Raw genomic sequence first — 21,838 nt, forward strand, 5'->3', positions numbered from 1 at the left:
GGCCTCCCGCCGGGCCGCCCCGAGGGAGGCCTGCGCCCCCTCGGGGGGGAGCGAATACACGAAGTGATGAGCGTGGGGGTTCATTTCTCAGGCTTCTTTTACTTGAGGGGCAACATCCGGCGTCGATGCCTGCAACGAGGCAGTGCCCGCCGTGGGCGGCACCGGCCGCGCTGCCGCCTTCATGCGCACGCGGTACGCCACCAGCGTGTCGCAGGCCAGCAGCGTGAACAGCAGCAGGCCCTGGAACACCGCCGTCAGCGACTTTGGCAGGCCCAGACGGGACTGCGCCAACTCGCCGCCGATGTAGAACATGCTCATCAGGATGGCCGAGAACACCATGCCCACCGGATGCAGCCGCCCGACGAAGGCCACGATGATGGCTGCGAAGCCGTAGCCCGCGGGCACATAGGGCGTGAGCTGGCCGATGGGGCCGGCCACTTCCAGAGCGCCGGCCAGGCCGGCGGCGCCGCCCGAGGTCAGCAGCGCGATCCACACCGCGCGCCGGGCCGAGAAGCCCGCATAACGCGCCGCCGCCGGCGCCAGCCCGCCCACCTGCTGCGCGAAGCCCAGCCGGGTGCGGAACAGGAAGACCCACAGCGCCGCCACGCCCACCAGCGCGATCACGATGCCGATGGTCACGCGCGAGCCCTTCATCAGCCGCGGGATCTGCGTCACCGCCTCGAAGGTCTTGGTCTGCGGGAAGTTGTAGCCCATCGGATCCTTCCAGGGGCCGCCCACCAGCCACAGCAGCAGCAGCGTGGCCACGTAGACCAGCATCAGGCTGGTGAGGATCTCGTTGGCATTGCACACGTCCCGCAGCCAGGCCACGATGGCCGCCCACAGCATGCCGCCCAGCACGCCCGCCAGCAGGATGGCCGGCACGATCCACGGACCGGTGTTCTTGTCGGCCAGCAGCGCCATGCCGCCCGCGGCGATGGCGCCCAGCACGAACTGACCCTCGGCGCCGATGTTCCACACGTTGGAGCGGAAGCACACCGCCAGCCCCAGCGCGATGACCAGCAATGGCGTCGCCTTGACCAGCAGCTCGCCGATGGCATAGCTGCTCTTGATCGGCTCCCAGAAGAAGACCTGCAGCCCCCGCACCGGGTCCTTGCCCAGCGCGGCGAACAGGATCACGCCGATCACCACCGTGATCAGCAGCGCCAGGATGGGCGAGCCGTAGCTCCAGAAACGCGACAGCTGCGGCCGCAACTCAAGCTTGAGCATGGATGCCCTCCTCCTTCGTGCGCACGCTGGCGCCCTCCCACAGTCCGCTCATCCATTCGCCGATCTGCGGCACGGTGGCCGCCGCCCGGTCGATGGAAGGCGACAGCCGCCCCTTGGCGATCACATGCAGCCGGTCGCTGATCTCGAACAGCTCGTCCAACTCCTCGCTGACCACCAGCACGGCGCAGCCCGCGTCGCGCAGCGCCAGGATCTCGGCGCGGATCAAGGCGGCAGCGCCCACGTCCACGCCCCAGGTCGGCTGCGACACGATGAAGAGCTTGGGCCTGGCATCGATCTCGCGGCCGACGATGAACTTCTGCAGGTTGCCGCCCGACAGCGACTTGGCCGCCGACTGCGGCCCGCCGGCCTTGACCTTGAAGCGCTCGATGATGGCGCGGGCCTGCTGCTCCAGCTGGCCGATGCGCAGCCAGCCGCCGCTGCCCACCGCGTCGTCGCGCGTGAGCAGCAGGTTGTGGGCGAGGCCCAGCGTGGGCACGGCGCCGCGGCCCAGCCGCTCCTCCGGCACGAAATGCAGGCCCAGCCTGCGGCGCGCCCGCGGACGCAGCCGGCCGGCACCCTGGCCGAAAAGGCGGACCATGCCAGGCTCGGCCCGCACGTCCTCGCCCGACAGGGCGTAGAGCAGCTCCTTCTGGCCGTTGCCGGACACGCCGGCGATGCCCACCACCTCGCCCGCGCGCACCTGCAGCGAGACGCCGTCCAGGTCCACGCCGAACTGGTCCTCGCGCGGCAGGCTGAGGCGCTCGACCGACAGCGCGACCTCGCCCACGTTGGACGGCCGGTGCGTCAGCGGGGGCGGCTCGGCGCCGATCATCAGGCGCGACAGCGACTCGTTGGTCTCCTGCTGCGGATTGCACACGCCCGTGACCTTGCCGCCGCGCAGCACGGTGCAGGCGGTGCACAGCTCGCGGATCTCGTGCAGCTTGTGGCTGATGTAGAGGATGGAGCAGCCCTCGGAGGCCAGCTTCTTGAGCACCACGAAGAGCTTCTGCACGGCCTGCGGCGTCAGCACCGAGGTGGGCTCGTCCAGGATCAGCAGCTTGGGGTCGGTGAGCAGCGCACGGATGATCTCCACCCGCTGCATCTCGCCCACCGACAGCGTGTGGACCGGCCGCAGCGGGTCGATCTCCAGCCCGTACTCGCCGGCCTTGGCCACGATTCGGCGCGTGACGTCGGCCAGCGCCAGGCTCTTGTCCAGGCCCAGCCAGACGTTCTCGGCCACCGTCAGCGTGTCGAACAGGCTGAAGTGCTGGAACACCATGCTGATGCCCAGCTGACGCGCCTCCTGCGGATTGCGGATGGCCACCGGCTGGCCGTTGAAGTTCACCGTGCCCTCGTCCGGCTTGACCGAGCCGTAGATGATCTTCATCAGCGTGGACTTGCCGGCGCCGTTCTCGCCCAGCACGGCATGGGTTTCGCCGGGCTGGACGGTGAGCGACACGTCGCTGTTGGCGACCACCGAGGGATAGCGCTTGGTGATGTGCGCGAGCTGGAGTCTGGGGGGGGACATGGGGGTGGCCTTCGGGGGTCGCTCTTTTAAGAAAAACGGTGAATGCTAGTCGCCTGGGGCCGGCCCGGATAGGTCAGTGACCCGGCAGGTAGATGTACTTGAACAGGAAGATCCCGCCGATCACCCACACCATCCAGTGCGCCTCCCGCGCCCGGCCGGTGATCAGCTTCAGCACCGCATAGCTGATGAAGCCGAAGGCCAGGCCATTGGCGATGGAATAGGTGAAGGGCATCGCCAGCGCGGTGATGGCCGCGGGGATGACCTCGGTGGTCTCGTTCCAGTCCAGTTCGGTCAGGTCCCTCAGCATCAAACATGCCACGAAGAGCAGGGCCGGCGCCGTCGCATAGGCCGGCACCACGCCGGCCAGCGGCGCGATGAACAGGCAGGCCAGGAAGAGCACCGCCACCGTCAGCGCCGTCAGGCCCGTGCGGCCGCCGGCCTGCACGCCCGCCGCGCTCTCTACATAGGCCGTGGTGCTGGAGGTGCCCAGCAGCGAGCCCGCGAAGATGGCGCCCGAATCGGCCAGCAGCGCCTTGTTGAGCCGGTCCATCTTGCCCGGCACCAGCAGGCCGGCACGCTTGGCCACGCCCATCAGCGTGCCGGTGGCATCGAACAGCTCGACCAGGAAGAACACCAGAATCACATTCAGGATGCCGCCAGCCAGCGCGCCCTTGATGTCCAGCTGCAGCAGCGTGGGCACGATGGAGGGCGGTGCCGACACCACGCCCTTGAACTGGTTGCCGGCAAAGAAGAAGCTGGCCAGCGTCACGGCCACGATGCCGATCAGGATGGCGCCCGGCACCTTGAGCCGGTCCAGCATCACGATCAAAAAGAAGCCCAGCACCGCGAGCACGGCCGCGGGCTGGTGCAGGTCGCCCAGCGTGACGTAGGTGGCCGGCGAGGCGGCGACGAAGCCCGCGCTCTTGAGCGCGATCAGCGCCAGGAAGAGGCCGATGCCCACCGTGATGGCATAGCGCAGCGACAGCGGAATGCCGCGGATGATCAGCTCGCGGATGCGGAACAGCGTCACCAGCAGGAACAGGCAACCCGAGACGAACACCGCCCCCAGCGCGGCCTGCCAGGTGAAGCCCATGTGCTGCACCACGCCGTAGGCGAAGTAGGCATTCAAGCCCATGCCCGGTGCCAGCGCGATCGGGTAGTTGGCATACAGGCCCATGATGGCCGAGCCCAGCGCGGCGATGACGCAGGTGGCGACGAACACGGCCTCCTTCGGCATGCCCGCGTCGCCCAGGATCGAGGGGTTGACGAAGATGATGTAGGCCATCGTGAGAAAGGTGGTCAGGCCTGCCAGCAGTTCGGTGCGCACGGTCGTGCCGTGCTCCTGCAGCTTGAACAGCCGCTCGATCGCATTCATGGGTCTTGTCTCCGGTGTTGTTGTGAATGAAGGAAGCGAAAGGAATCAGGGGCCGCCGGGCTGACGCAGCGAGGCGGCCGCGTTCTTGACCTGCTCGCGCAGCCACTGGGCCGCACTCGACGAATGCGTGCGCTCGTGCCAGAGCTGGTAATAGAGCAGGCGCGGCAAGGTGGCCGGGCAGTCGAGGATGCGCACCGGCAGCTGCTGCGCAAAGCGCTCGCAGAACTGGCGGCCGGTGGTCAGCACCAGCAGGCTGCTGGCCACCATCTGCGGAATCAGGCTGAAGTGCGCGCAGCGCGCCGTGATGTTGCGCTGGCGCCCGATGGCGTCGAGCAGCTGGTCGATGATCCCGCGCGCGCCCGGGTGCGTGGGCGTCGGCGCGATGTGCTCGGCCTCCAGCCAGGTCTCGAAGTCCCAGCCGCGGCGCACCGCGGGGTGCTCCTGGCTCACCATCGACACCACCTCGTCGCCGAATAGGCGCGACATGTGCAGGTCTTCGGGCGGCTTGAGCCAGTTGCCGATCACCAGGTCCAGCGTGCCTTCGGCCAGGTGGGCGTGGTAGTCGGAATCGGACGAAAGCGGATGGATCTCGATGCGCGTGAGCGGTGCCAGCCGCTTGATCTGGGTCACCACCAGCGGCAGGAACAGCGGATCGAGGTAATCGTTGGCGGCGATGCGGAAGGTGGTGGCCGCCGTCTGCGGATCGAAGCCGCGCACGTCCGAGAACAGCATCTCGGCGGCGCGGAGGATGCTGGCTGCGGGCTCGATCATGCGCAGGCCTGCCTCGGTGGGCACCATGCCGGAGCCCGAGCGCACCAGCAACGGATCGCCCGACAGCTCGCGCAGCCGCTTGAGCGCGGCCGAGACGGCCGGCTGGTACATGCCCAGCCGCAGGGCAGCGCGCGAGACGCTGCGGTCGGTGAGCACGGTGTAGAGCACCCGGATGAGGTGCAGATCGATCTTGTCGAAGAGGGCCTGGTCTCGCATGGGGCCTCACTCTGCCAGAGACAGGCGACGCCCGGCCCCGTGGCGGGGCCATGGCGACGACGGTCCCGGCCGAACGATCAGGCGGCGGCGGGAGCGGACTGGACCGCGTTCAGTGCACGCAGGATCGCTTCGCTGGTGGCCGGTGCCCGCAGCGGTGGATCGACCCGGTGGCCGCCCGCGGCCGACACGGCATCGCGGATGGCAAAGAACACCGAGAAAGGCAGCAGTAGCGGCGGCTCGCCGACAGCCTTGCTGCGGTGGATGGAATCCTCGGCATTGGGGCCGTCGAAGAGCCGCACGTTGAACACCGGCGGGCAGTCGTTGGCCGTGGGGATCTTGTAGGTGCTGGGCGCGTGCGTCAGCAGCTTGCCGTTGCCCGGGTGCCAGACCAGCTCCTCGGTGGTGAGCCAGCCCATGCCCTGGATGAAGGCGCCTTCGACCTGGCCGATGTCCACCGCGGGGTTGAGCGAACGGCCGGCATCGTGCAGCACGTCGGCACGCAGCAGCTTCCATTCGCCGGTCAGGGTGTCGATGACCACCTCGCTCACCGCCGCGCCATAGGCGAAGTAGTAGAAGGGATGGCCCTGCATGGTCTGTGCGTTCCAGTGCAGGCCGGGCGTGCTGTAGAAGCCGTCGGACCACAGTTGCACCCGGTCGGTGTAGGCCTCGGCCACCAGCGTGGCGAAGGTGAGTTCGCGCCCGGCCACCTGCACCTTGCCATTGGCGAATTGCACCGCGTCGGGCGTGCCGCCATGGCGGCGCGCGGCGAAGTCGGCGAGCCGCTCGCGGATCTGGCGGGCCGCGTCCTGCGCGGCCTTGCCGTTGAGGTCGGCGCCGGTCGATGCGGCCGTGGCCGAGGTGTTGGCCACCTTGGTCGTGTCGGTCGCCGTGGCGCGCACACGCTCGAATTCCACGCCCAGCTCGTGCGCCACCACCTGCGCCACCTTGGTGTTCAGGCCCTGGCCCATCTCGGTGCCGCCGTGGTTCACGAGGATGGAGCCGTCGGTGTAGACGTGCACCAGCGCCCCGGCCTGGTTGAAGTGCGGCACGTTGAAGCTGATGCCGAACTTGATCGGCGTGAGCGCCATGCCGCGCTTGAGCACCGAGCTCTTGGCGTTGAAGGCCGCGATGGCCTCGCGACGCTCGCGATAGCTGCTCGAATCCTCGAGCTGGTCGACAAGCTCGTGGATCACGTTGTCGCGCACCGTCTGGCCGTAGGGCGTGACGTTGCGCTCGGTCTTGCCGTAGAAATTGGCACGGCGCACGTCGAGCGCATCGCGGCCGAGCTGGCGGGCGATGGAGTCGAGCACGTACTCCACCGCGATGGCGCCCTGCGGCCCGCCGAAGCCGCGGAAGGCGGTGTTGCTCTGGGTGTTGGTGCGGCCCGAGAAGCCATGCATGCTCACCTCGGGCAGCCAGTAGGCGTTGTCGAAGTGGCACAGGGCGCGGGTCATCACCGGGCCGGACAGGTCGGCAGAGTGGCCGGCGCGCGAGACCATGCTGATCTCGGCGCCGAGGATGCGGCCTTCGTCGTCGAAGCCCACTTCGTACTCGTACCAGAAGCAGTGACGGCGGCCGGTGATCAGGAAATCGTCGTCGCGGTCCGGGCGCAGCTTGACGGGGCGACGCAGCTTGTTGGCCGCCACGGCGGCGATGCAGGCGAACAGGCCCGACTGCGACTCCTTGCCGCCGAAACCGCCACCCATGCGCCGGCATTCGATGTGCACCTCGTTGGAATGCAGGTGCAGCGCATGCGCCACCAGGTGCTGCATCTCGGTGGGATGCTGGGTCGAGCAGTAGACCTGCATCGTCCCGCCTTCCTTGGGGATGGCGTAGCTGATCTGGCCTTCGAGGTAGAACTGCTCCTGGCCGCCGACGTCGAGTTCGCCCTTCAGGCGGTGCGGCGCGGCCTCGATGGCGGCACGCACGGCCAGCCCCTTGTCGCTGCGGGTCAGGTGCATGGGCGGCACCACGTACTGGCCGCGGGCATGCGCCTGCTGCGGCGTCAGCACCGGCTCGGCCGGTGCCACGCGCGCGGCTTCCTTGGCGCGCGCGGCGGCGCGGCGGGCCTCGGTGCGGGTGCGGGCGATGACGGCAAAGAGTGGCTGGCCCAGGAAGCGGATCTCGCCGTCACAGAGCAACGGATCGTCATGCACGATCGAGCCACAGTCGTTGGCGCCCGGAATATCGTCGGCCACGATCACGTCCACCACGCCGGGCATGGCGCGGATGGCGTCCAGGTCCAGCCCTTCCAGCCGGCCGGCCGCCACGGGCGACAGGCCCAGCGCGCAATGCAGCGTGCCGGCCAGCTCGGGCAGGTCGTCGGTGTAGGTGGCCTCGCCGGCCACGTGCAGATGGGCGGATTCGTGCGGGCGGCTGATGCCCACGCGGGCGCCCTGGGCCAGGGCCTGGGCTTCGGCCCGGGTGTCGATGCGGGCGGCCGTGTTGGCGGCGTAGTCGGCGAAGGCCTCAGCGGACTGCAGCAGGGCGGGGTCGATCGGCTTGTTCATCGTTCAGGCTCCGAAGGCAGGGGCGTGGGGCATCACCGTCCAGACGCTGGTCTCCTGCGCCTCCAGCGGCTCGTCGGCGCGCGTCTCCAGCCAGAAGCGCTGCAGCAGGTTCTGCGCCACCTGCAGCCGGTAGTCGGCCGAGGCGCGCAGGTCGGTCATCGGCTTGAAGTCCTGGGCAAGTGCGGCCTTGGCGGCTTCGACGGTCTGCTGGGTCCAGGGCTTGCCGACGAGGGCGGCCTCGGCCTGGGTGGCACGGCGCACGATGGCGGCCATGCCGCCGTAGGCCAGGCGGATGCTGCGCACCACCTCGCCGTCCAGCTCCAGCGCGAAGCCGGCGCACAGGGCCGAGATGTCGCAGTCGAAGCGCTTGCTGATCTTGTAGCCGCGCAACTGGCGCTCGAAGGCCGACAGCGGCAGCGCGATGCCCTGCACGAACTCGCCGCTCTGCAGCTGGTTCTTCATGTAGTCGACGTAGAAGTCGGTCAGGGGCATGCGGCGCACGCAGTGGCCCTTGCGCAGTTCCACCTCCGCATCGAGCGCCATGAGGATGGGCGGCGAGTCGCCGATGGGCGAGCCGTTGGCCACGTTGCCACCCAGCGTGCCCGCATGGCGGATGGGCGGCGAGGCGAAGCGCAGCCACACGTCCTGCAGCGAGGGCGCGCGCTGCACGATGGCGGACCAGGCGTCTTCCAGCGAGACGGCGGCGCCGATCCACAGCTCGTCCTGCTCCACCACGTCGATGCGCTTGAGCTCGGGCACGTTGCCGATGTAGAGGATGTCGCCCAGGTCGCGGAACTGCTTGTTGACCCACAGGCCGATGTCGGTGGAGCCGGCCAGCAGCCGCGCCTGCGGCTTGGCCACGCGCAGTTCCGCGAAGGCCTCCAGGCTGACGGGTGCGTGGAAGTGGTCAGTGCGGTGGCCGAGCGGCGCGGCGTAGTCGAAGGTGGCGTCGGTGCGCAGGGCCTGCAGTGCCTGCACCACGGGGGCGGTATCCAGCCTGACCGGCGGCAGGTCGAACATCTTCTGGCCCGCGTCGAGGATGGGCCGATAGCCCGTGCAGCGGCACAGGTTGCCCGACAGCTCGTCGGCCAGCTGCTGGCGCGTCGGCCGGCTGCCGCGCTCGCCGTGCTGCTCGTAGCTGGCCCACATCGACATCACGAAGCCCGGGGTGCAGAAGCCGCATTGCGAGCCATGGCAGTCCACCATGGCCTGCTGCACCGGGTGCAACTGCTGGACGGGATGCTTGGAATGCCGCTCGCCGTCGTGCACGCAGGCGGTCTGCGCCTTGAGGTCCTCGACGGTGAACAGCGCCTTGCCATGCAGCGTGGGCAGGAACTGGATGCAGGCGTTGACCGTCTGCAGCTTCAGCCCGCCGACGGCGCCGGATTCACCTTCGGCGGCCAGTTCGCCGATCACCACGGTGCAGGCGCCGCAGTCGCCCTCGTTGCAGCCTTCCTTGGTGCCGGTGCAACGCGCGTCCTCGCGCAGCCAGTCGAGCACGGAGCGCGTGGGATGCACGCCGTCGACCGCCACCACGCGGCCGCGGTGGAAGAACTGGATGGGTTGGGTGAAGGTGCTCATGGATCTCGTGGGGGCAGCGAAGCCGCAGGCGGCGCGGCGATGGGCGAAGTTAGTCGGAGTCGAGCTTACGCGGATACGCCCTGGGCCATAGAGGCCATCCGCCAATCGTTATGCGCCGCGCGTGGGCACCCTCGCCATGCACCGTGGCGTCACCTGCGCGACCCATGCTGGTGCCGCAGGCCCTGCGGCGGTGCAGCATCCGGTCAGGCCGGCAGGCCAGTGTCGTCGCCGAACAGGCGCACGATCTCGCCGCGCAGCCAGCGGTTGGGCGCATCGTCCTCGAAGCGGCGGCTCCAGTGCAGGGCCACGCCGAAATCGCGCAGGGGAAAGTCGGGCTCGACGATGGCGAAGCCGGCGCCTTCGCCGAAGCTGCGGGCGATGTTGCGCGGCATGACCACCGCCAGGTCGGTGTCGCGCACGATGGCAGGCAGCACCATGAAATGCTCGGTCACCAGCCGCACGCGCTCCTCCAACTCCATCAGCTGCAGGATGCGCAGGGTGTCGGCATGCGAGCGCACGGCCACGAAGTCCAGCGTCTGCAGCGCCGCCAGCAGCGCCTTGCCGCGCAGGGTGCGGCGGGCGAAAGGATGACCGTCGCGCACCAGCACGATGTAGCGGTCGTTCAGCAGGTGCTGGCGCCGCGTGTCCTTCACCTTGGGCAGGAAGCCGAAGGCCAGGTCGATGCGGCCCTCGTCCAGCGCGGCGGCGATGTCCTGCGGGCGCAGCGGCAGCGTCTCCAGCCGCACGCCGGGCGCCAACGCGCGCAGGTGCTGCATCAGCGGCGGCAGGAAGCGGCCCTCGCCGATGTCGCTCATGTGGATACGGAAGGTCTTGCGCGAGCGGGCCGGGTCGAAGCGCTCGGGCTCGGCCACGGCCTCATGGAGCGCCGCGAGCGCCGCCCGCACGGCCGGCGCCAGCCGCTCGGCCCGCGGCGTGGGCGCCACGCCGCCGGCCACCCGGGTGAACAGCGCGTCGCCCAGCGCCAGCCGCAGCCGCGTCAGGCCATGGCTGACCGCCGGCTGGGTGAGGCCCAGGGCCTCGGCGGCGCGGCTCACGTTGCGGGTGTGGTGCACGGCATCGAAGACGCGCAGCAGGTTCAGGTCCAGCTTTTCCATATGCACGCCGTTCATAACACTTAGCGGGTCCATTGCATTGAGGACATGCCCCAGGCGCCGGACACTCCGCGCTTTCGCATGAGCGGCCCCCCGGGCCGCGGTGGCCGACGCCCCTGGACGCGCGGCCAGGCCCCCACGACGGAGAGACAAGAACATGGAAGTTTCCTTCAGCAAGGAAGTGCAGGCGCTGCGCCTGGGCGCGGGCCAGACCTTCCACGGCGAGGGCATCCTGGCCATCACCAAGGGCCTGCTGCAGGCCGGCGTGGCCTACGTGGGCGGCTATCAGGGCGCGCCGGTGTCGCACCTGCTGGACGTGATGGTGCAGGGCCGCGACTACATGCAGGAGTTGGGCGTGCACGTCGAGGCCTGCTCCAACGAGGCTTCAGCCGCGGCCATGCTGGGCGCCTCCATCCACTACCCGCTGCGCGGCGCCGTCACCTGGAAGTCCATCGTCGGCACCAACGTGGCGGCCGATGCCCTTTCCAACCTCAGCTCGCCGGGCGTGACCGGCGGCGTGCTGATCGTGGTGGGCGAGGACTACGGCGAAGGCGCCAGCGTGATCCAGGAGCGCACCCATGCCTATGCGCTCAAGTCCAGCCTGTGCCTGCTGGACCCGCGCCCCCACCTGCCGACCATGGTGCGCATGGTGGAGGAAGGCTTCAACCTCTCCGAGGCCTCGAGCATGCCCTGCATGATGGAGCTGCGCATCCGCGCCTGCCACGTGCGCGGCAGCTTCGACTGCAAGGACAACCGCGCCCCGGCCGTCAGCACCCGCAGCCTGATGGAGGAGCCGGCCCGCTTCGACTACGAGCGCCTGGCCCATCCGCCCGTCACCTTCGGCCACGAGAAGCGCAAGAGCGCCGAGCGCATTCCGGCCGCGCAGCGCTACATCGCCGAGCACGGCCTGAATGAGCTGATGCCCGGCCCACGCGAGGACCTGGGCATCGTGGTGCAGGGCGGGCTCTACAACGCCCTCATCCGCGCGCTGCAGCAGCACGGCCTGGCCGATGCCTTCGGCCAGAGCGAGATCCCGATCCTGGTGCTCAACGTCACCTATCCGCTGGTGCCGGCGCAGATCGTCGACTTCGCCGCCGGCAAGCGCGCCCTGCTGGTGGTGGAGGAAGGCCAGCCCGAGTACATCGAGCAGGACATCGCGACGCTGCTGCGCCGCCGCGACCTGCAGACGCCGCTGCACGGCAAGGACCTGCTGCAGATGGCGGGCGAGTACACCACCGAGGTGTTGACCCGTGGCCTGGCCGCCTTCGCCGCGCGCTACCTGCCCGAGGGCGCCGGCCAGACCGGTACCGACTGGCTGGCCGCCAACGACGCGCGCCGCCGGGCCGTGGCCGAGCTGCTGGGCAAGCCGCTGCCGGGGCGGCCGCCGGGCTTCTGCATCGGCTGCCCGGAGCGGCCGGTGTTCTCGGCCCTCAAGCTCGCGCAGCAGGAAGTGGGCAAGGTGCACATCGCCGCCGACATCGGCTGCCATGCCTTCGGCACCTTCGAGCCCTTCAGCGGCGGCCATTCGATCCTGGGCTACGGCATGAGCCTGGCCAGCCGCGCGGGCGTCTCGCCCATGATGCAGCGGCGGGTGCTGTCGATCATGGGCGACGGCGGCTTCTGGCACAACGGCCTGCTCACCGGCGTGCAGAGCGCCCTCTTCAACGGCGACGACGCCGTGCTGCTGATCTTCAAGAACGGCTACACCAGCGCCACCGGCACGCAGGACATCATCTCCACGCCCGACGAGGACACCAAGGCCCGCGCCGAGGACAAGCAGCAGAGCCTGGCCCACAAGAACCACACCATCGAGGACACGCTGCGCGGCCTGGGCGTGAAGTGGATGCGTACGGTCCATACCTACGAGGTGGCGACCATGCGGGCCACGCTGACGGAGGCCTTCACGACCTCCTTCGAAGGGCTGAAGGTCATCATTGCCGAAGGCGAATGCCAGCTGGAGCGCCAGCGCCGCATCAAGCCCTGGATCGCACAGCTGCTCAAGAAGGGCGAGCGCGTGGTACGCGTGAAGTACGGCGTGGACGAGGACGTGTGCAACGGTGACCACGCCTGCATCCGCCTGTCGGGCTGCCCCACGCTGACACTCAAGGACAACCCCGACCCGCTGAAGGTGGACCCGGTGGCCACCGTCATCGACGGCTGCGTGGGCTGCGGCCTGTGCGGCGCCAATGCGCATGCGGCCACGCTGTGCCCCAGCTTCTACCGGGCCGAGGTGGTGCAGAACCCGCGCTGGCACGAGCGGCTGCTGCACGGCCTGCAGTCCGCCCTGGTGCGCGCCCTGCGCCCGGCATGAGGAGCAACCCATGCCCGCTTCGCTCCATCCCCGCTTCCACACCATGAATCCCATCGCGTCCGCGAATCAACGCCCCCTCACCCTGCTCCTGTGCGCCCTGGGCGGCGAAGGCGGCGGCGTGCTCACCGAATGGCTGATCGAGGCCGCCCGCCATGCGGGTTACGCGGCGCAGAGCACCTCGGTGCCCGGCGTGGCCCAGCGCACCGGCGCCACCACCTACTACGTCGAGGTCTTCCCGGTGCCGCTGGCGCAGCTGCAAGGGCGCCAGCCGGTGTTCAGCCTGGTGCCAGCCCCGGGCGCGCTGGACGTGATCGTCTCCTCCGAGTTGCTGGAGACCACGCGCCAGATCGCCAATGGCATGGCCGACCCAACGCGCACCCAGGTCATCACCTCCTCCAGCCGCAGCCTGACCACGGCCGAGCGCATGGCGCTGGGCGACGGCCGGGCCGATGCGGCGCAGCTGCTGGAGGTGGTGCGCCGCTTCAGCCGCGCGCACCAGGTGCTGGACATGGCGGCGATGGCCCGCGAATGCGGCACCGTCATCAGCAGCATCATGTACGGCGCCATCGCCGGCAGCGGCGTGCTGCCCTGGCCGCGCGCGGCCTTCGAGGCGGCGATCCACGATCCGGCCTCGGGCAAGGCGCCGGGCGCCACCGCGGCGGCCAGCCTGCGCGGCTTTGCCCGGGCCTACGAGGCGGTGAATGCACCGCGGCAGCAGGCGGCCTTCGTCGATGCGCTGCTGAAGGACCCGAAGGTGGAAGCCACGCCGGCCCCGACGCTGCCCGCCGACCTGGCCAGCCGCTTTCCGCCCGCCGTGCACGAGATGATGGCCCTGGGCCATGCGCGCACGCTGGAGTACCAGGACGGGGCCTACGCAAGTCGCTACACGGACCGCCTGGCGCGCGTGCTCGATGCCGAACGCGCGTCCGCCCCCGCGGGCGCGCACGGCTGGGCCATCACCCGCGAGATGGCCCGCTGGCTGGCCCTGTGGATGGCCTTCGACGACATCGTGCGCGTGGCCGCGCTCAAGGCCCGCGCCAGCCGCGCCGAACGGGTGCGCATGGAGGTCAAGGCCGGCGAGGCCGACCTGCTGCGCGTCTACGACCACTTCAAGCCCGGCGTGCCGGAATTCGCCGCCCTGCTCCCGCCCGCCCTCGCCCGCCGGCTGCAGGACTGGGACCGCGCCCGCCAGCGCCGCGGCCAGTCGCCGTGGGCCCTGCCGCTGAAGGTGGGCAGCCACTCGGTCATGGGCATGGCCGCGCTGCGGCTGCTCGCCAGCCTGCGCCGGCTGCGGCCCATCGGCAGCCGCTTCGCCGAGGAGCAAAGGCTGATCGAGCACTGGCTGGCCGCCGTCCAGGCCGGCGCGCGCGAGGACTGGGCCCTCGGCCACGAACTCGCGCTGTGCGGCCGCCTGATCAAGGGCTACGGCAGCACCAACGAGCGCGGCAAGGCCAACCTGCTGCACATCGTCGACCACCTGGCCCGCAGCCCAGGCCGCACGCCGGCCGAGCGCGCGCAGGCCATTGCCGCGGCCCGCGAGGCCGCGCTGGCCGACGAGGCCGGCACCGCCCTCGACGCCACCCTGCGGGCGCACGGCGCGCCGCCGCGCCCGGTGGCCGAGCAGCCCATCCGCTGGATGCGCCGGCCGCCCCGCTCGCAGGGCCAGGGCGCCTGAGACACCGAGACCCCCAATAGACCAAGAAGGAGACAAGCGATGACCTCTCATCCCCACCCCGCCATCCGCAACCGGCGCCGCCGCCTGGCGCTGACCCTGGCCGGTGCCGCGTGCGTGGCCGCCACCCTGGCGGCACCGCTGGCTGCCCATGCCCAGGCCTGGCCGACCAAGCCGATCCGCGTCGTGGTCAACTTCCCGCCCGGCGGCGCGGCCGATCAGTTGGCGCGGCTCGTGGGCCAGCCCCTGTCGGAGGCGCTGGGCCAGCCGGTCGTGGTCGAGAACCGCGGTGGCGCCAACGGCAACATCGGCGGCGAGGTGGTGGCCCGCGCCCCGGCCGACGGCTACACGCTGCTGATGAGCTCCGGCGGCATGGTGTCGGTGAATCCGCACCTGTACGAGAAGATGCCCTTCGATCCCGCCAAGGACCTGGTGCCGGTGGCCGCCGCCGCGCGCGTGCTGGTCTACCTGGTGATCCGGCCCGAGCTGCCGCCCAAGAACATCCAGGAGTTCATCGCCTACCTCAAGGCCCGGCCGGGCAAGCTCTCCTACGGCTCGCCCGGCGTGGGCAGCTCACCCCATCTGGCGGGCGAGATGTTCAAGTCGCAGACCGGCACCTTCGCCACCCATGTGCCCTACCGCGGCGCGGCGCCCGCGCTGCAGGACCTGCTGGCCGGCCAGATCGACTACTACTTCGACCCGGGCATCGCGCTGCAGCAGGTCAAGGCCGGCAAGCTGCGTCTGCTGGCGGTGGGCAGCCCGCAGCGCTCGCCGCTCTTTCCCGATGTGCCCACGCTGGCCGAGGCCGGCCTGAAAGGCTTCGACGCCGACACCGTGTTCGGCTTCTACGCGCCGGCCGGCACGCCCGCGCCGGTGATCGCGCGGCTCAACACCGAGATCAACAAGGTGCTGGGGCTGCCGATGGTGAAGGAACGCATCCAGCAACTCGGCGGCGAAGCGGCGCCCGGCACGCCGGCCGCCTTCCACGACCGCGCGATGGCCGATTCAACGCGCTTCGGGGCCATCATCAAGGAGCGGGGCATCAAGGCCGATTGAGGCCCGCCCCGCCCGCATGAGCCCCTCTGCCCTCGGCGACGGGCGAGGAGGCTCCCCGGTCGCGCCGCCGTTAACCTGCCGCCATGTCCAAGACCATCACCTACACCGCCCGCGTCGAATTCGGCGACTGCGACCCTGCCGGCATCGTCTGGTTTCCCAACTTCTTCGGCTGGATCGACGCCGCCTCGCGCCATTTCTTTGCCGGCTGCGGCGTGCCGCGCTGGGAAGAGACGACACGCACCCTCGGCGTCGTCGGCACGCCGCTGGTGGACACCCAGGCCCGCTTCGTCAGCACCGCCAGCTATGGCGACACGCTCCACTTCGCCGTGCAGGTCCGCGAGTGGCGCGAGAAGAGCTTCGTGCAGGCCTACCGCGTGACCCGCGACGACCCCGAGGGCGAGACGCTGATCCTCGAATGCGAGGAAGTGCGCATCTTCGGCGGCAAACGGCCCGACGGGCGGCTGCGCGCGCTTCCCATTCCGCCCGAGATCCGCGCCTTGTGCGAGTGAGCCGGCGCCCTGCGCCCCGGCGCGGGAGACCTCAACAGCGCGGCACACGCGCCTACACGCGGATGGGCAGCCGCAAGGGAACATCCGGCGGCTCGTGACGTCGGCCGAGCGCAGCGCCTCGACGCAGACGGCCCGCCCGTCCGGGGCCGCGGGGGCCGGGGCCGCGCCGTCCCTCCTGCCCCTACGTCCGTCCATGATCCACACCATCGCCCTGCAACCGGCCCCTGGGGGCTCGCCATCCGCCGCCAGCGGGCGCTGCAAGGGCTGCCGCGAAGGCGAGGTGCCGCTCTTTCCCTTCAGCTTCGCCTACCAGCCGATCCTGGACCTCCAGGCTGGCGAGATCTGGGCGCACGAGGCGCTGGTGCGCGGGCCGGACGGCGAAGGCGCCATGACGGTGCTCGACCAGGTCAATGCCGACAACCGCTACCGTTTCGACCAGGCCTGCCGCGTCAACGCGATCCGCATCGCCGCCGCGCTCGGCATAGACACGCGCCTGTCGATCAACTTCCTGCCGCAGGCGGTGTACCGGCCGGAGATCTGCATCCGCACCACGCTCGAGGCAGCCGACAAGTACAGCTTTCCGCGCGACCGCATCGTGTTCGAGGTGACCGAAGGCGAGCGGGTCAGCGACGGGCCCTGGCTCGCCTCCATCCTCACCGAGTACCAGCGCTGCGGCTTCCTGACGGCCATCGACGACTTCGGCGCCGGCTACGCGGGCCTGACGCTGCTGGCCGACTTCCAGCCCGATGTCGTCAAGCTGGACATGGCCCTGGTGCGCAACGTCGACACCAGCCGCGCGCGCCAGGCCATCACCCGCGGCATCCTGCGCATGTGCGAGGAGCTGGCCATCACGGTGGTCGCCGAGGGGGTCGAGACGGCCGGCGAGCGCGACTTCTTCCTGCACGAGGGCGTGCGGCTGATGCAGGGCTACCTGTTCGCCCGGCCGCGCTTCGAGTCCCTGGCGCCGAAGGCCGAGATCTTCGGCTGAACCGGCGCCGGGCGGCCCCGCCTCAGTCCGGCATCACCAGCAGCGCGCGGAAGTCGTTGACGTTGGTGTGCGTGGGCCCGGTCACCAGCAGGTCGCCGAGTGCATCGAAGAAGCCATAGGCGTCGTTGCGGTCCAGGTGGTCCGACAGCTTGAGGCCGCGTTGCGCCGCGCGGGCCAGCGTATCGGGTCCGACGAAGGCGCCGGCGTTGTCCTCCACGCCGTCGATGCCGTCGGTGTCGGCGGCAAGCGCCCACACGCCGGGCTCCCCCATCAGCGCGCCGGCCAGGCCCATGCAGAACTCGCCCGCGCGTCCGCCCCGCCCCTTGGCGGTGCCGGGCGGGCGCTGGCGCACGGTCACCGTGGTCTCGCCGCCAGACAGGATCACGCAGGGCCGCGCGAAGGGCGTGCCGTGGCGCGCCACCGCGCGGGCCAGGGCGGCGTGCACCTTGCCGACCTCGCGCGACTCGCCTTCCATGTCGTCACCCAGCACATGGGCGTCGATGCCCGCCGCGCGGGCCGCCAGCGCGGCCGCCTCCAGCGACTGCCGCGGCGTCGCGATCAGGTGCACCGCATGGCCGGCAAACGCGGCATCGGCCGGCTTGGGGGTTTCGAGGCAGCCGCCGCGCAGGCCTTCCATGACGCGGGCCGGCAACTCGATGCCGTAGCGCTGCAGGATGGCGAGGGCGTCTGCGCAGGTGCTGCCGTCGGGCACCGTGGGGCCGCTGGCGATGACGGCCGGGTCGTCGCCGGGCACGTCGCTGATGGTGAGCGTGACCACCCGGGCCGGCGCGCAGGCCGCGGCCAGCCGGCCACCCTTGATGCGCGAGAGGTGCTTGCGCACGCAGTTCATCTCGCCGATGTGCGCGCCCGATTCGAGCAGCTGGCGGTTGATGCGCTGCTTGTCCTCCAGCGTCAGCCCCTCGGCCGGAAGCGTCAGCAGCGCCGAGCCGCCGCCGGAGATCAGGCACAGCACCAGGTCGTCGGCCGTGAGGCCATGCGTGAGGGCGAGCATGCGCTCGGCGGCGCGCAGGCCGGCGGCGTCGGGCACGGGGTGCGCGGCCTCCACCAGCTCGATGCGCGACGGCACGCCCGCCGGCCGCGGCGGGATGTGGCCATAGCGCGTGGCCACCAGGCCCGACAGCGGGGCGTCCTGCGGCCAGAGGGCCTCCAGCGCCTGCACCATGGAGCCCCCGGCCTTGCCGGCGCCCAGCACCAGCGTGCGGCCGCGCGGCGGCGGGGGCAGGTACTGGCCCATGCGCGCGAGGGGCAGCGCCTGGTGCACGGCGACACGGTAGAGGTGTTCGAGGAAGGCGCGCGGCTGCTGCTTCGGATCAGGAAGGGAAGCGGACGCGGTGTCGGATGCGATCATGTTCTTTGTCTCCAGGGATCCGGCAAAGCCGCCGAGGTCTTTGAATGCGCGAGAGGACTGTACCGATGAAAACACTGCTGATCCGCCACGCGAGCTGCGTGGCGACCTTCGACGACGCGCGCACCGAGCTGCGCGATGCCTCGGTGCTGGTGCGCGGCCACCGCATCGAGGCCATCGGCCCCGCGGCCGACCTGCCGCAGCAGGCCGACGAGGTGATCGATGCCCGCGGCCATCTGGTCATGCCGGGGCTGGTCAACACCCATCACCATATGTACCAGTCGCTGACGCGCGCCATACCGGCGACGCAGGACGCGGAACTCTTCGGCTGGCTGCGCGGGCTCTACCCGATCTGGGCCGGGCTCACGCCCGAGATGGTGAACGTCTCCACGCAGGTGGCCATGGCCGAGCTGCTGATGTCGGGCTGCACCACCAGCAGCGACCATCTCTACATCTATCCCAACGGCGTGCGGCTGGAGGACAGCATCGAGGCCGCGCAGGCCATCGGCATGCGCTTCGTCGCGTCGCGCGGGGCCATGAGCCTGGGCCAGTCGAAGGGCGGCCTGCCGCCCGACCGCGTGGTGGAGGACGAGGAGGCCATCCTGCGCGACACCGAGCGCCTGATCACCACCTGGCACGACCGCAGCCACGGCGCCATGGTCAACGTGGCGGTGGCGCCCTGCTCGCCCTTCTCGGTCAGCCGCGAGCTGATGCGCGATGCCGCGGCCCTGGCCCGCCAGCATGGCGTGCGCCTGCACACCCACCTGGCCGAGAACGACCACGACATCGCCTTCACCCGCGAGAAGTTCAACTGCACGCCGGCCGAATACGCGCAGGAACTGGGCTGGCTGGGCGACGACGTCTGGCATGCCCACTGCGTCAAGCTGGACGAAGCCGGCATCGGCCTGTTCGCGCGCAGCCGCACCGGCGTGGCCCACTGCCCTTGCAGCAACATGCGCCTGGCCTCGGGCCTGGCGCCCATCCGCCGCATGCTCGACGCTGGCGTGCCCGTGGGCCTGGGCGTGGACGGCAGCGCCAGCAACGACGGCGCGCACATGGTCGGCGAGGCGCGGCAGGCGCTGCTGCTGGCGCGGGTGCGCCGCTCGCTCGATGCCTTCGGCTGCGACCACGGCCCGGCCGAGATGACCGCCCGCGACGCGCTGGCCATGGCCACCCGCGGCGGCGCCCAGGTGCTCGGCCGCGCCGACATCGGCCACCTGGCGCCGGGCATGTGCGCCGACCTGGCCCTGTTCGACCTGCGCACCCTGGGCTTCGCCGGTGGCGCCGTGCACGACCCCGTGGCCAGCCTGCTGCTGTGCGCCAGCCCGCAGGCGGCGTACACGGTGGTCAACGGGCGGGTGGTGGTGCGCGAAGGCCAGCTGGCGACGGTGGAATTGCAACCGCTGGTGGAGCGGCACAACCGGCTTGCGTTTGAGCTGGCGCGCACCATGCCGTAGCGCTGGGGTCATGAGTCGTAGCTCTTGAATCGGTAGAAATTGCTTATCGGTGGCTTTTTTATATTCGTCTCTTCCGCCATTCCGCGAAAAGGCTGAACAATAGAGGTGCAACAAGATTGAGGAGAAGAGATATGTTTCGAAAGAGCGTTGCTGCAGTTTTGACGTGTGCCACGATTTTTCTGGTCGGTTGTGCGAGCCCCGTGCCACGGGTTGAGATAGCACAAGAAAAGTTGGCAAAGATCAAGACAATTTCAGTTGTCCGCGTCCCGGAACCGAAGACGTATACCGTCCTCAATATCGGCCATCCCGGGATGGCATTTGGACTGATTGGCGGATTGATCGCCGCCGCTGATCAAAACAACAAGCAGGAGACACTGTCAAAGGCCTACCGGGAGCAAGGCATCGCCATCAACAACGTCCTGGTGGCCGAGTTGGTGAAGGAACTTAATGCTCAGGGCTTTATTGCACAAGAACAAGATGCCCCGTGGAAAGAAGCGGATAACAGGTACAGCCTAAAGTTTGAAGACATTCAAAGCACCGCTGACGCGGTTCTCGTGGTGTCGCCGACCATAGAGGGCTTTGTTTCCCCCCAGGGCAGTACGTTGTACCTACCAACCATCACCGCACCTGCCACACTGCTCGGCGATGACAAGAAGAATCCGATGTACCGCGGCTTTCACGCAGTCGGATGGAGCCCGACTGCAGAGGGGTGGCGGTCGACGGAAGCCAAGAACACGTACCCAAACTTCGGTGCGTTGATGGCAGACCCGAAGGCCAGCGCGCAGTCACTTGAAGATGCCGCCAGGAACCTGGCCCAATCCGTATCACGCGACCTCAAACGCGCATCAAATACTGCTAGGAACTGAAGCGACAACCAGCGGATGCCCCTTTGAAGAGCGCCCCTGCGCCCTTCATGAGCGTTTGCTTTGCGCCCGACTTCATTGCGTCTTCGCCCCGCCCTGGAACCAGCGCCCGATCAGCGCCCGCTCGGCCTCGGTGATACCGGTGGCGTTGTTCATCGGCATGATCTTCGTCACCACCACCTGCTGGTAGACGGCCTGCGCATGCGCGGCCACCTGCTCGGGCGAGTCGAGCCGCACGTTCTTCATCTGCACGGCGGCGCCGTGGCACAGGTAGCAGCGCTGCTCCAGCACCTTCTGCACCTCGGCATAGGCCACGGGCGCGGCCTGTGCGGCGGCGGGTTGCGGCGCCACGGGCTCGGGCTTCATCCAGACGATGGTCAGGCCCAGCACGGCGACACCGAGCATGGCGTAGGGCAGTGGGTTCTTCGCGTTGCCCAGCTTCCAGCGATGGCGCACCACGAAGAACTGGCGGATGGCGGCGCCGCCCAGCATGATCAGCAGCAGCACGATCCAGTTCTGCGGATGCGTGTAGGTGAAGCTGTAGTGGTTGGACAGCATCGCGAACAGCACCGGCAGCGTGAAGTAGGTGTTGTGCACGCTGCGCTGCTTGCCGCGCTGGCCGTGGATTGGGTCCACCGGCTTGCCCTCGCGCAGGGCCGCCACGCTCTTGCGCTGGCCCGGGATGATCCAGAAGAACACGTTGGCGCTCATGGTCGTGGCCATCATGGCGCCCACCAGAAGGAAGGCGGCGCGTCCGGCGAACCAGTGGCAGGCCAGCCAGGCCGCGAAGGCGATGAAGAGCGCGATCAGCACGCCGACGATGGTGTCGCCGTTCTTGCGTCGCCCGAAGATCTGGCAGATGCCGTCGTACACCATCCAGAACACGACGAAGAAGGCGAGCGCGACGGCGATGGCGGCGCCGGGCTGCCAGTCCATCTTGCTCTTGTCGATGAGGTAGGTGCTGGCGTTCCACAGGTACGACACCGTGAAGAGCGCGAAGCCGCTCAGCCAGGTGGAGTAGCTTTCCCAGAAGGACCAGTGCAGGTGCTCCGGAATCTTGCGCGGCGCCACCGCGTACTTCTGCATGTTGTAGAAGCCGCCGCCGTGCACGGCCCATTGCTCGCCGCCGACACCCTTGTCGAGCGATTCGGCGTCCTTGGGCTTCTCGAGGCTGTTGTCCAGCATCACGAAGTAGAAGGAGGCACCGATCCAGGCGATCGCGGTGATGACGTGGAGCCAGCGCAGCAGCAGGTTGGCCCAGTCGAGGTAGTAGCTTTCCATCGCTCAACCCTGAGG

The 21,838-nt window shown here is 69.6% G+C and carries 16 protein-coding genes; 7 read left to right on the forward strand and 9 right to left on the reverse strand.

Annotated features, from left to right (window positions below; genetic code table 11):
- Positions 1-87: 87 nt before the first annotated feature.
- The 7 genes from ABIC63_RS12795 to ABIC63_RS12825 all read right to left on the reverse strand — a co-directional run bounded on the left by ABIC63_RS12795 (position 88) and on the right by ABIC63_RS12825 (position 10,338).
- Complete coding sequence (locus ABIC63_RS12795; RefSeq protein WP_354320026.1) at positions 88-1,227, reverse strand: ABC transporter permease; 1,140 nt, start codon at positions 1,225-1,227, stop codon at positions 88-90.
- The gene (locus ABIC63_RS12800; protein WP_354320027.1) at positions 1,214-2,755 is read right to left on the reverse strand and encodes an ABC transporter ATP-binding protein; all 1,542 of its coding nucleotides are present in this window, start codon (positions 2,753-2,755) and stop codon (positions 1,214-1,216) included. The genes ABIC63_RS12795 and ABIC63_RS12800 overlap by 14 nt, the downstream gene beginning before the upstream one ends.
- A 73-nt stretch (positions 2,756-2,828) precedes the next feature.
- Entirely contained in the window at positions 2,829-4,130 is a 1,302-nt protein-coding gene (locus ABIC63_RS12805; protein WP_354320028.1) for an NCS2 family permease, read from the reverse strand.
- A gap of 45 nt (positions 4,131-4,175) precedes the next feature.
- The gene (locus ABIC63_RS12810; protein WP_294372782.1) at positions 4,176-5,117 is read right to left on the reverse strand and encodes a LysR family transcriptional regulator; all 942 of its coding nucleotides are present in this window, start codon (positions 5,115-5,117) and stop codon (positions 4,176-4,178) included.
- A 77-nt stretch (positions 5,118-5,194) separates the two neighbouring features.
- Complete coding sequence (xdhB, locus tag ABIC63_RS12815; RefSeq protein WP_354320029.1) at positions 5,195-7,627, reverse strand: xanthine dehydrogenase molybdopterin binding subunit; 2,433 nt, start codon at positions 7,625-7,627, stop codon at positions 5,195-5,197.
- A 3-nt stretch (positions 7,628-7,630) separates the two neighbouring features.
- Positions 7,631-9,208 carry a xanthine dehydrogenase small subunit gene (xdhA, locus tag ABIC63_RS12820; protein WP_354320030.1) on the reverse strand — a complete coding sequence of 526 codons (1,578 nt, stop codon included), beginning with the start codon at positions 9,206-9,208 and terminating at the stop codon, positions 7,631-7,633.
- A gap of 203 nt (positions 9,209-9,411) precedes the next feature.
- Positions 9,412-10,338: a LysR family transcriptional regulator gene (locus ABIC63_RS12825; RefSeq protein WP_354320031.1), complete on the reverse strand. Its 927-nt coding sequence runs from the start codon at positions 10,336-10,338 to the stop codon at positions 9,412-9,414.
- A 139-nt stretch (positions 10,339-10,477) separates the two neighbouring features.
- Here ABIC63_RS12825 and ABIC63_RS12830 point away from each other — a divergent pair, with 139 nt between their 5' ends.
- From ABIC63_RS12830 to ABIC63_RS12850, 5 genes are all read left to right on the forward strand, one after another.
- Positions 10,478-12,631 (forward strand): thiamine pyrophosphate-dependent enzyme, encoded by a 2,154-nt coding sequence (locus ABIC63_RS12830; RefSeq protein WP_354320032.1) that lies wholly within the window; start codon positions 10,478-10,480, stop codon positions 12,629-12,631.
- A 10-nt stretch (positions 12,632-12,641) separates the two neighbouring features.
- Positions 12,642-14,306, forward strand: a complete 1,665-nt coding sequence (locus ABIC63_RS12835; protein ID WP_354320033.1) for an indolepyruvate oxidoreductase subunit beta family protein — start codon at positions 12,642-12,644, stop codon at positions 14,304-14,306.
- 39 nt (positions 14,307-14,345) lie between these two features.
- The gene (locus ABIC63_RS12840; RefSeq protein ID WP_354320034.1) at positions 14,346-15,359 is read left to right on the forward strand and encodes a Bug family tripartite tricarboxylate transporter substrate binding protein; all 1,014 of its coding nucleotides are present in this window, start codon (positions 14,346-14,348) and stop codon (positions 15,357-15,359) included.
- An 83-nt stretch (positions 15,360-15,442) separates the two neighbouring features.
- Complete coding sequence (locus tag ABIC63_RS12845) at positions 15,443-15,868, forward strand: acyl-CoA thioesterase (protein ID WP_294372797.1); 426 nt, start codon at positions 15,443-15,445, stop codon at positions 15,866-15,868.
- 193 nt (positions 15,869-16,061) lie between these two features.
- Positions 16,062-16,856, forward strand: a complete 795-nt coding sequence (locus ABIC63_RS12850; protein WP_354320035.1) for an EAL domain-containing protein — start codon at positions 16,062-16,064, stop codon at positions 16,854-16,856.
- Between the two features lie 22 nt (positions 16,857-16,878).
- Here ABIC63_RS12850 and ABIC63_RS12855 read toward each other — a convergent pair whose 3' ends face one another.
- Positions 16,879-18,225, reverse strand: a complete 1,347-nt coding sequence (locus ABIC63_RS12855) for a glycerate kinase type-2 family protein (protein ID WP_354320036.1) — start codon at positions 18,223-18,225, stop codon at positions 16,879-16,881.
- A 65-nt stretch (positions 18,226-18,290) separates the two neighbouring features.
- Here ABIC63_RS12855 and ABIC63_RS12860 point away from each other — a divergent pair, with 65 nt between their 5' ends.
- Together ABIC63_RS12860 and ABIC63_RS12865 are read left to right on the forward strand one after the other, a co-directional pair.
- The gene (locus ABIC63_RS12860) at positions 18,291-19,679 is read left to right on the forward strand and encodes an 8-oxoguanine deaminase (RefSeq protein WP_354320037.1); all 1,389 of its coding nucleotides are present in this window, start codon (positions 18,291-18,293) and stop codon (positions 19,677-19,679) included.
- A 131-nt stretch (positions 19,680-19,810) separates the two neighbouring features.
- Positions 19,811-20,545 carry a hypothetical protein gene (locus tag ABIC63_RS12865; protein ID WP_354320038.1) on the forward strand — a complete coding sequence of 245 codons (735 nt, stop codon included), beginning with the start codon at positions 19,811-19,813 and terminating at the stop codon, positions 20,543-20,545.
- A 72-nt stretch (positions 20,546-20,617) separates the two neighbouring features.
- Here ABIC63_RS12865 and ABIC63_RS12870 read toward each other — a convergent pair whose 3' ends face one another.
- Positions 20,618-21,823 carry a urate hydroxylase PuuD gene (locus ABIC63_RS12870; protein WP_354320039.1) on the reverse strand — a complete coding sequence of 402 codons (1,206 nt, stop codon included), beginning with the start codon at positions 21,821-21,823 and terminating at the stop codon, positions 20,618-20,620.
- Between the last annotated feature and the right edge of the window lie 15 nt (positions 21,824-21,838).

It is taken from the genome of Pseudacidovorax sp. 1753, from assembly GCF_040544975.1.
In the GTDB taxonomy this organism is placed as follows: Bacteria; Pseudomonadota; Gammaproteobacteria; order Burkholderiales; family Burkholderiaceae_C; genus Xenophilus.

What these genes read in the sequence shown, in the direction of transcription:
- ABIC63_RS12795 (WP_354320026.1), bottom strand. Translation starts at nt 1,227, where the DNA reads ATGCTCAAGCTTGAGTTGCGGCCGCAGCTGTCGCGTTTCTGGAGCTAC.
- ABIC63_RS12800 (WP_354320027.1), bottom strand. Translation starts at nt 2,755, where the DNA reads ATGTCCCCCCCCAGACTCCAGCTCGCGCACATCACCAAGCGCTATCCC.
- ABIC63_RS12805 (WP_354320028.1), bottom strand. Translation starts at nt 4,130, where the DNA reads ATGAATGCGATCGAGCGGCTGTTCAAGCTGCAGGAGCACGGCACGACC.
- ABIC63_RS12810 (WP_294372782.1), bottom strand. Translation starts at nt 5,117, where the DNA reads ATGCGAGACCAGGCCCTCTTCGACAAGATCGATCTGCACCTCATCCGG.
- xdhB (WP_354320029.1), bottom strand. Translation starts at nt 7,627, where the DNA reads ATGAACAAGCCGATCGACCCCGCCCTGCTGCAGTCCGCTGAGGCCTTC.
- xdhA (WP_354320030.1), bottom strand. Translation starts at nt 9,208, where the DNA reads ATGAGCACCTTCACCCAACCCATCCAGTTCTTCCACCGCGGCCGCGTG.
- ABIC63_RS12825 (WP_354320031.1), bottom strand. Translation starts at nt 10,338, where the DNA reads ATGAACGGCGTGCATATGGAAAAGCTGGACCTGAACCTGCTGCGCGTC.
- ABIC63_RS12830 (WP_354320032.1), top strand. Translation starts at nt 10,478, where the DNA reads ATGGAAGTTTCCTTCAGCAAGGAAGTGCAGGCGCTGCGCCTGGGCGCG.
- ABIC63_RS12835 (WP_354320033.1), top strand. Translation starts at nt 12,642, where the DNA reads ATGCCCGCTTCGCTCCATCCCCGCTTCCACACCATGAATCCCATCGCG.
- ABIC63_RS12840 (WP_354320034.1), top strand. Translation starts at nt 14,346, where the DNA reads ATGACCTCTCATCCCCACCCCGCCATCCGCAACCGGCGCCGCCGCCTG.
- ABIC63_RS12845 (WP_294372797.1), top strand. Translation starts at nt 15,443, where the DNA reads ATGTCCAAGACCATCACCTACACCGCCCGCGTCGAATTCGGCGACTGC.
- ABIC63_RS12850 (WP_354320035.1), top strand. Translation starts at nt 16,062, where the DNA reads ATGATCCACACCATCGCCCTGCAACCGGCCCCTGGGGGCTCGCCATCC.
- ABIC63_RS12855 (WP_354320036.1), bottom strand. Translation starts at nt 18,225, where the DNA reads ATGATCGCATCCGACACCGCGTCCGCTTCCCTTCCTGATCCGAAGCAG.
- ABIC63_RS12860 (WP_354320037.1), top strand. Translation starts at nt 18,291, where the DNA reads ATGAAAACACTGCTGATCCGCCACGCGAGCTGCGTGGCGACCTTCGAC.
- ABIC63_RS12865 (WP_354320038.1), top strand. Translation starts at nt 19,811, where the DNA reads ATGTTTCGAAAGAGCGTTGCTGCAGTTTTGACGTGTGCCACGATTTTT.
- ABIC63_RS12870 (WP_354320039.1), bottom strand. Translation starts at nt 21,823, where the DNA reads ATGGAAAGCTACTACCTCGACTGGGCCAACCTGCTGCTGCGCTGGCTC.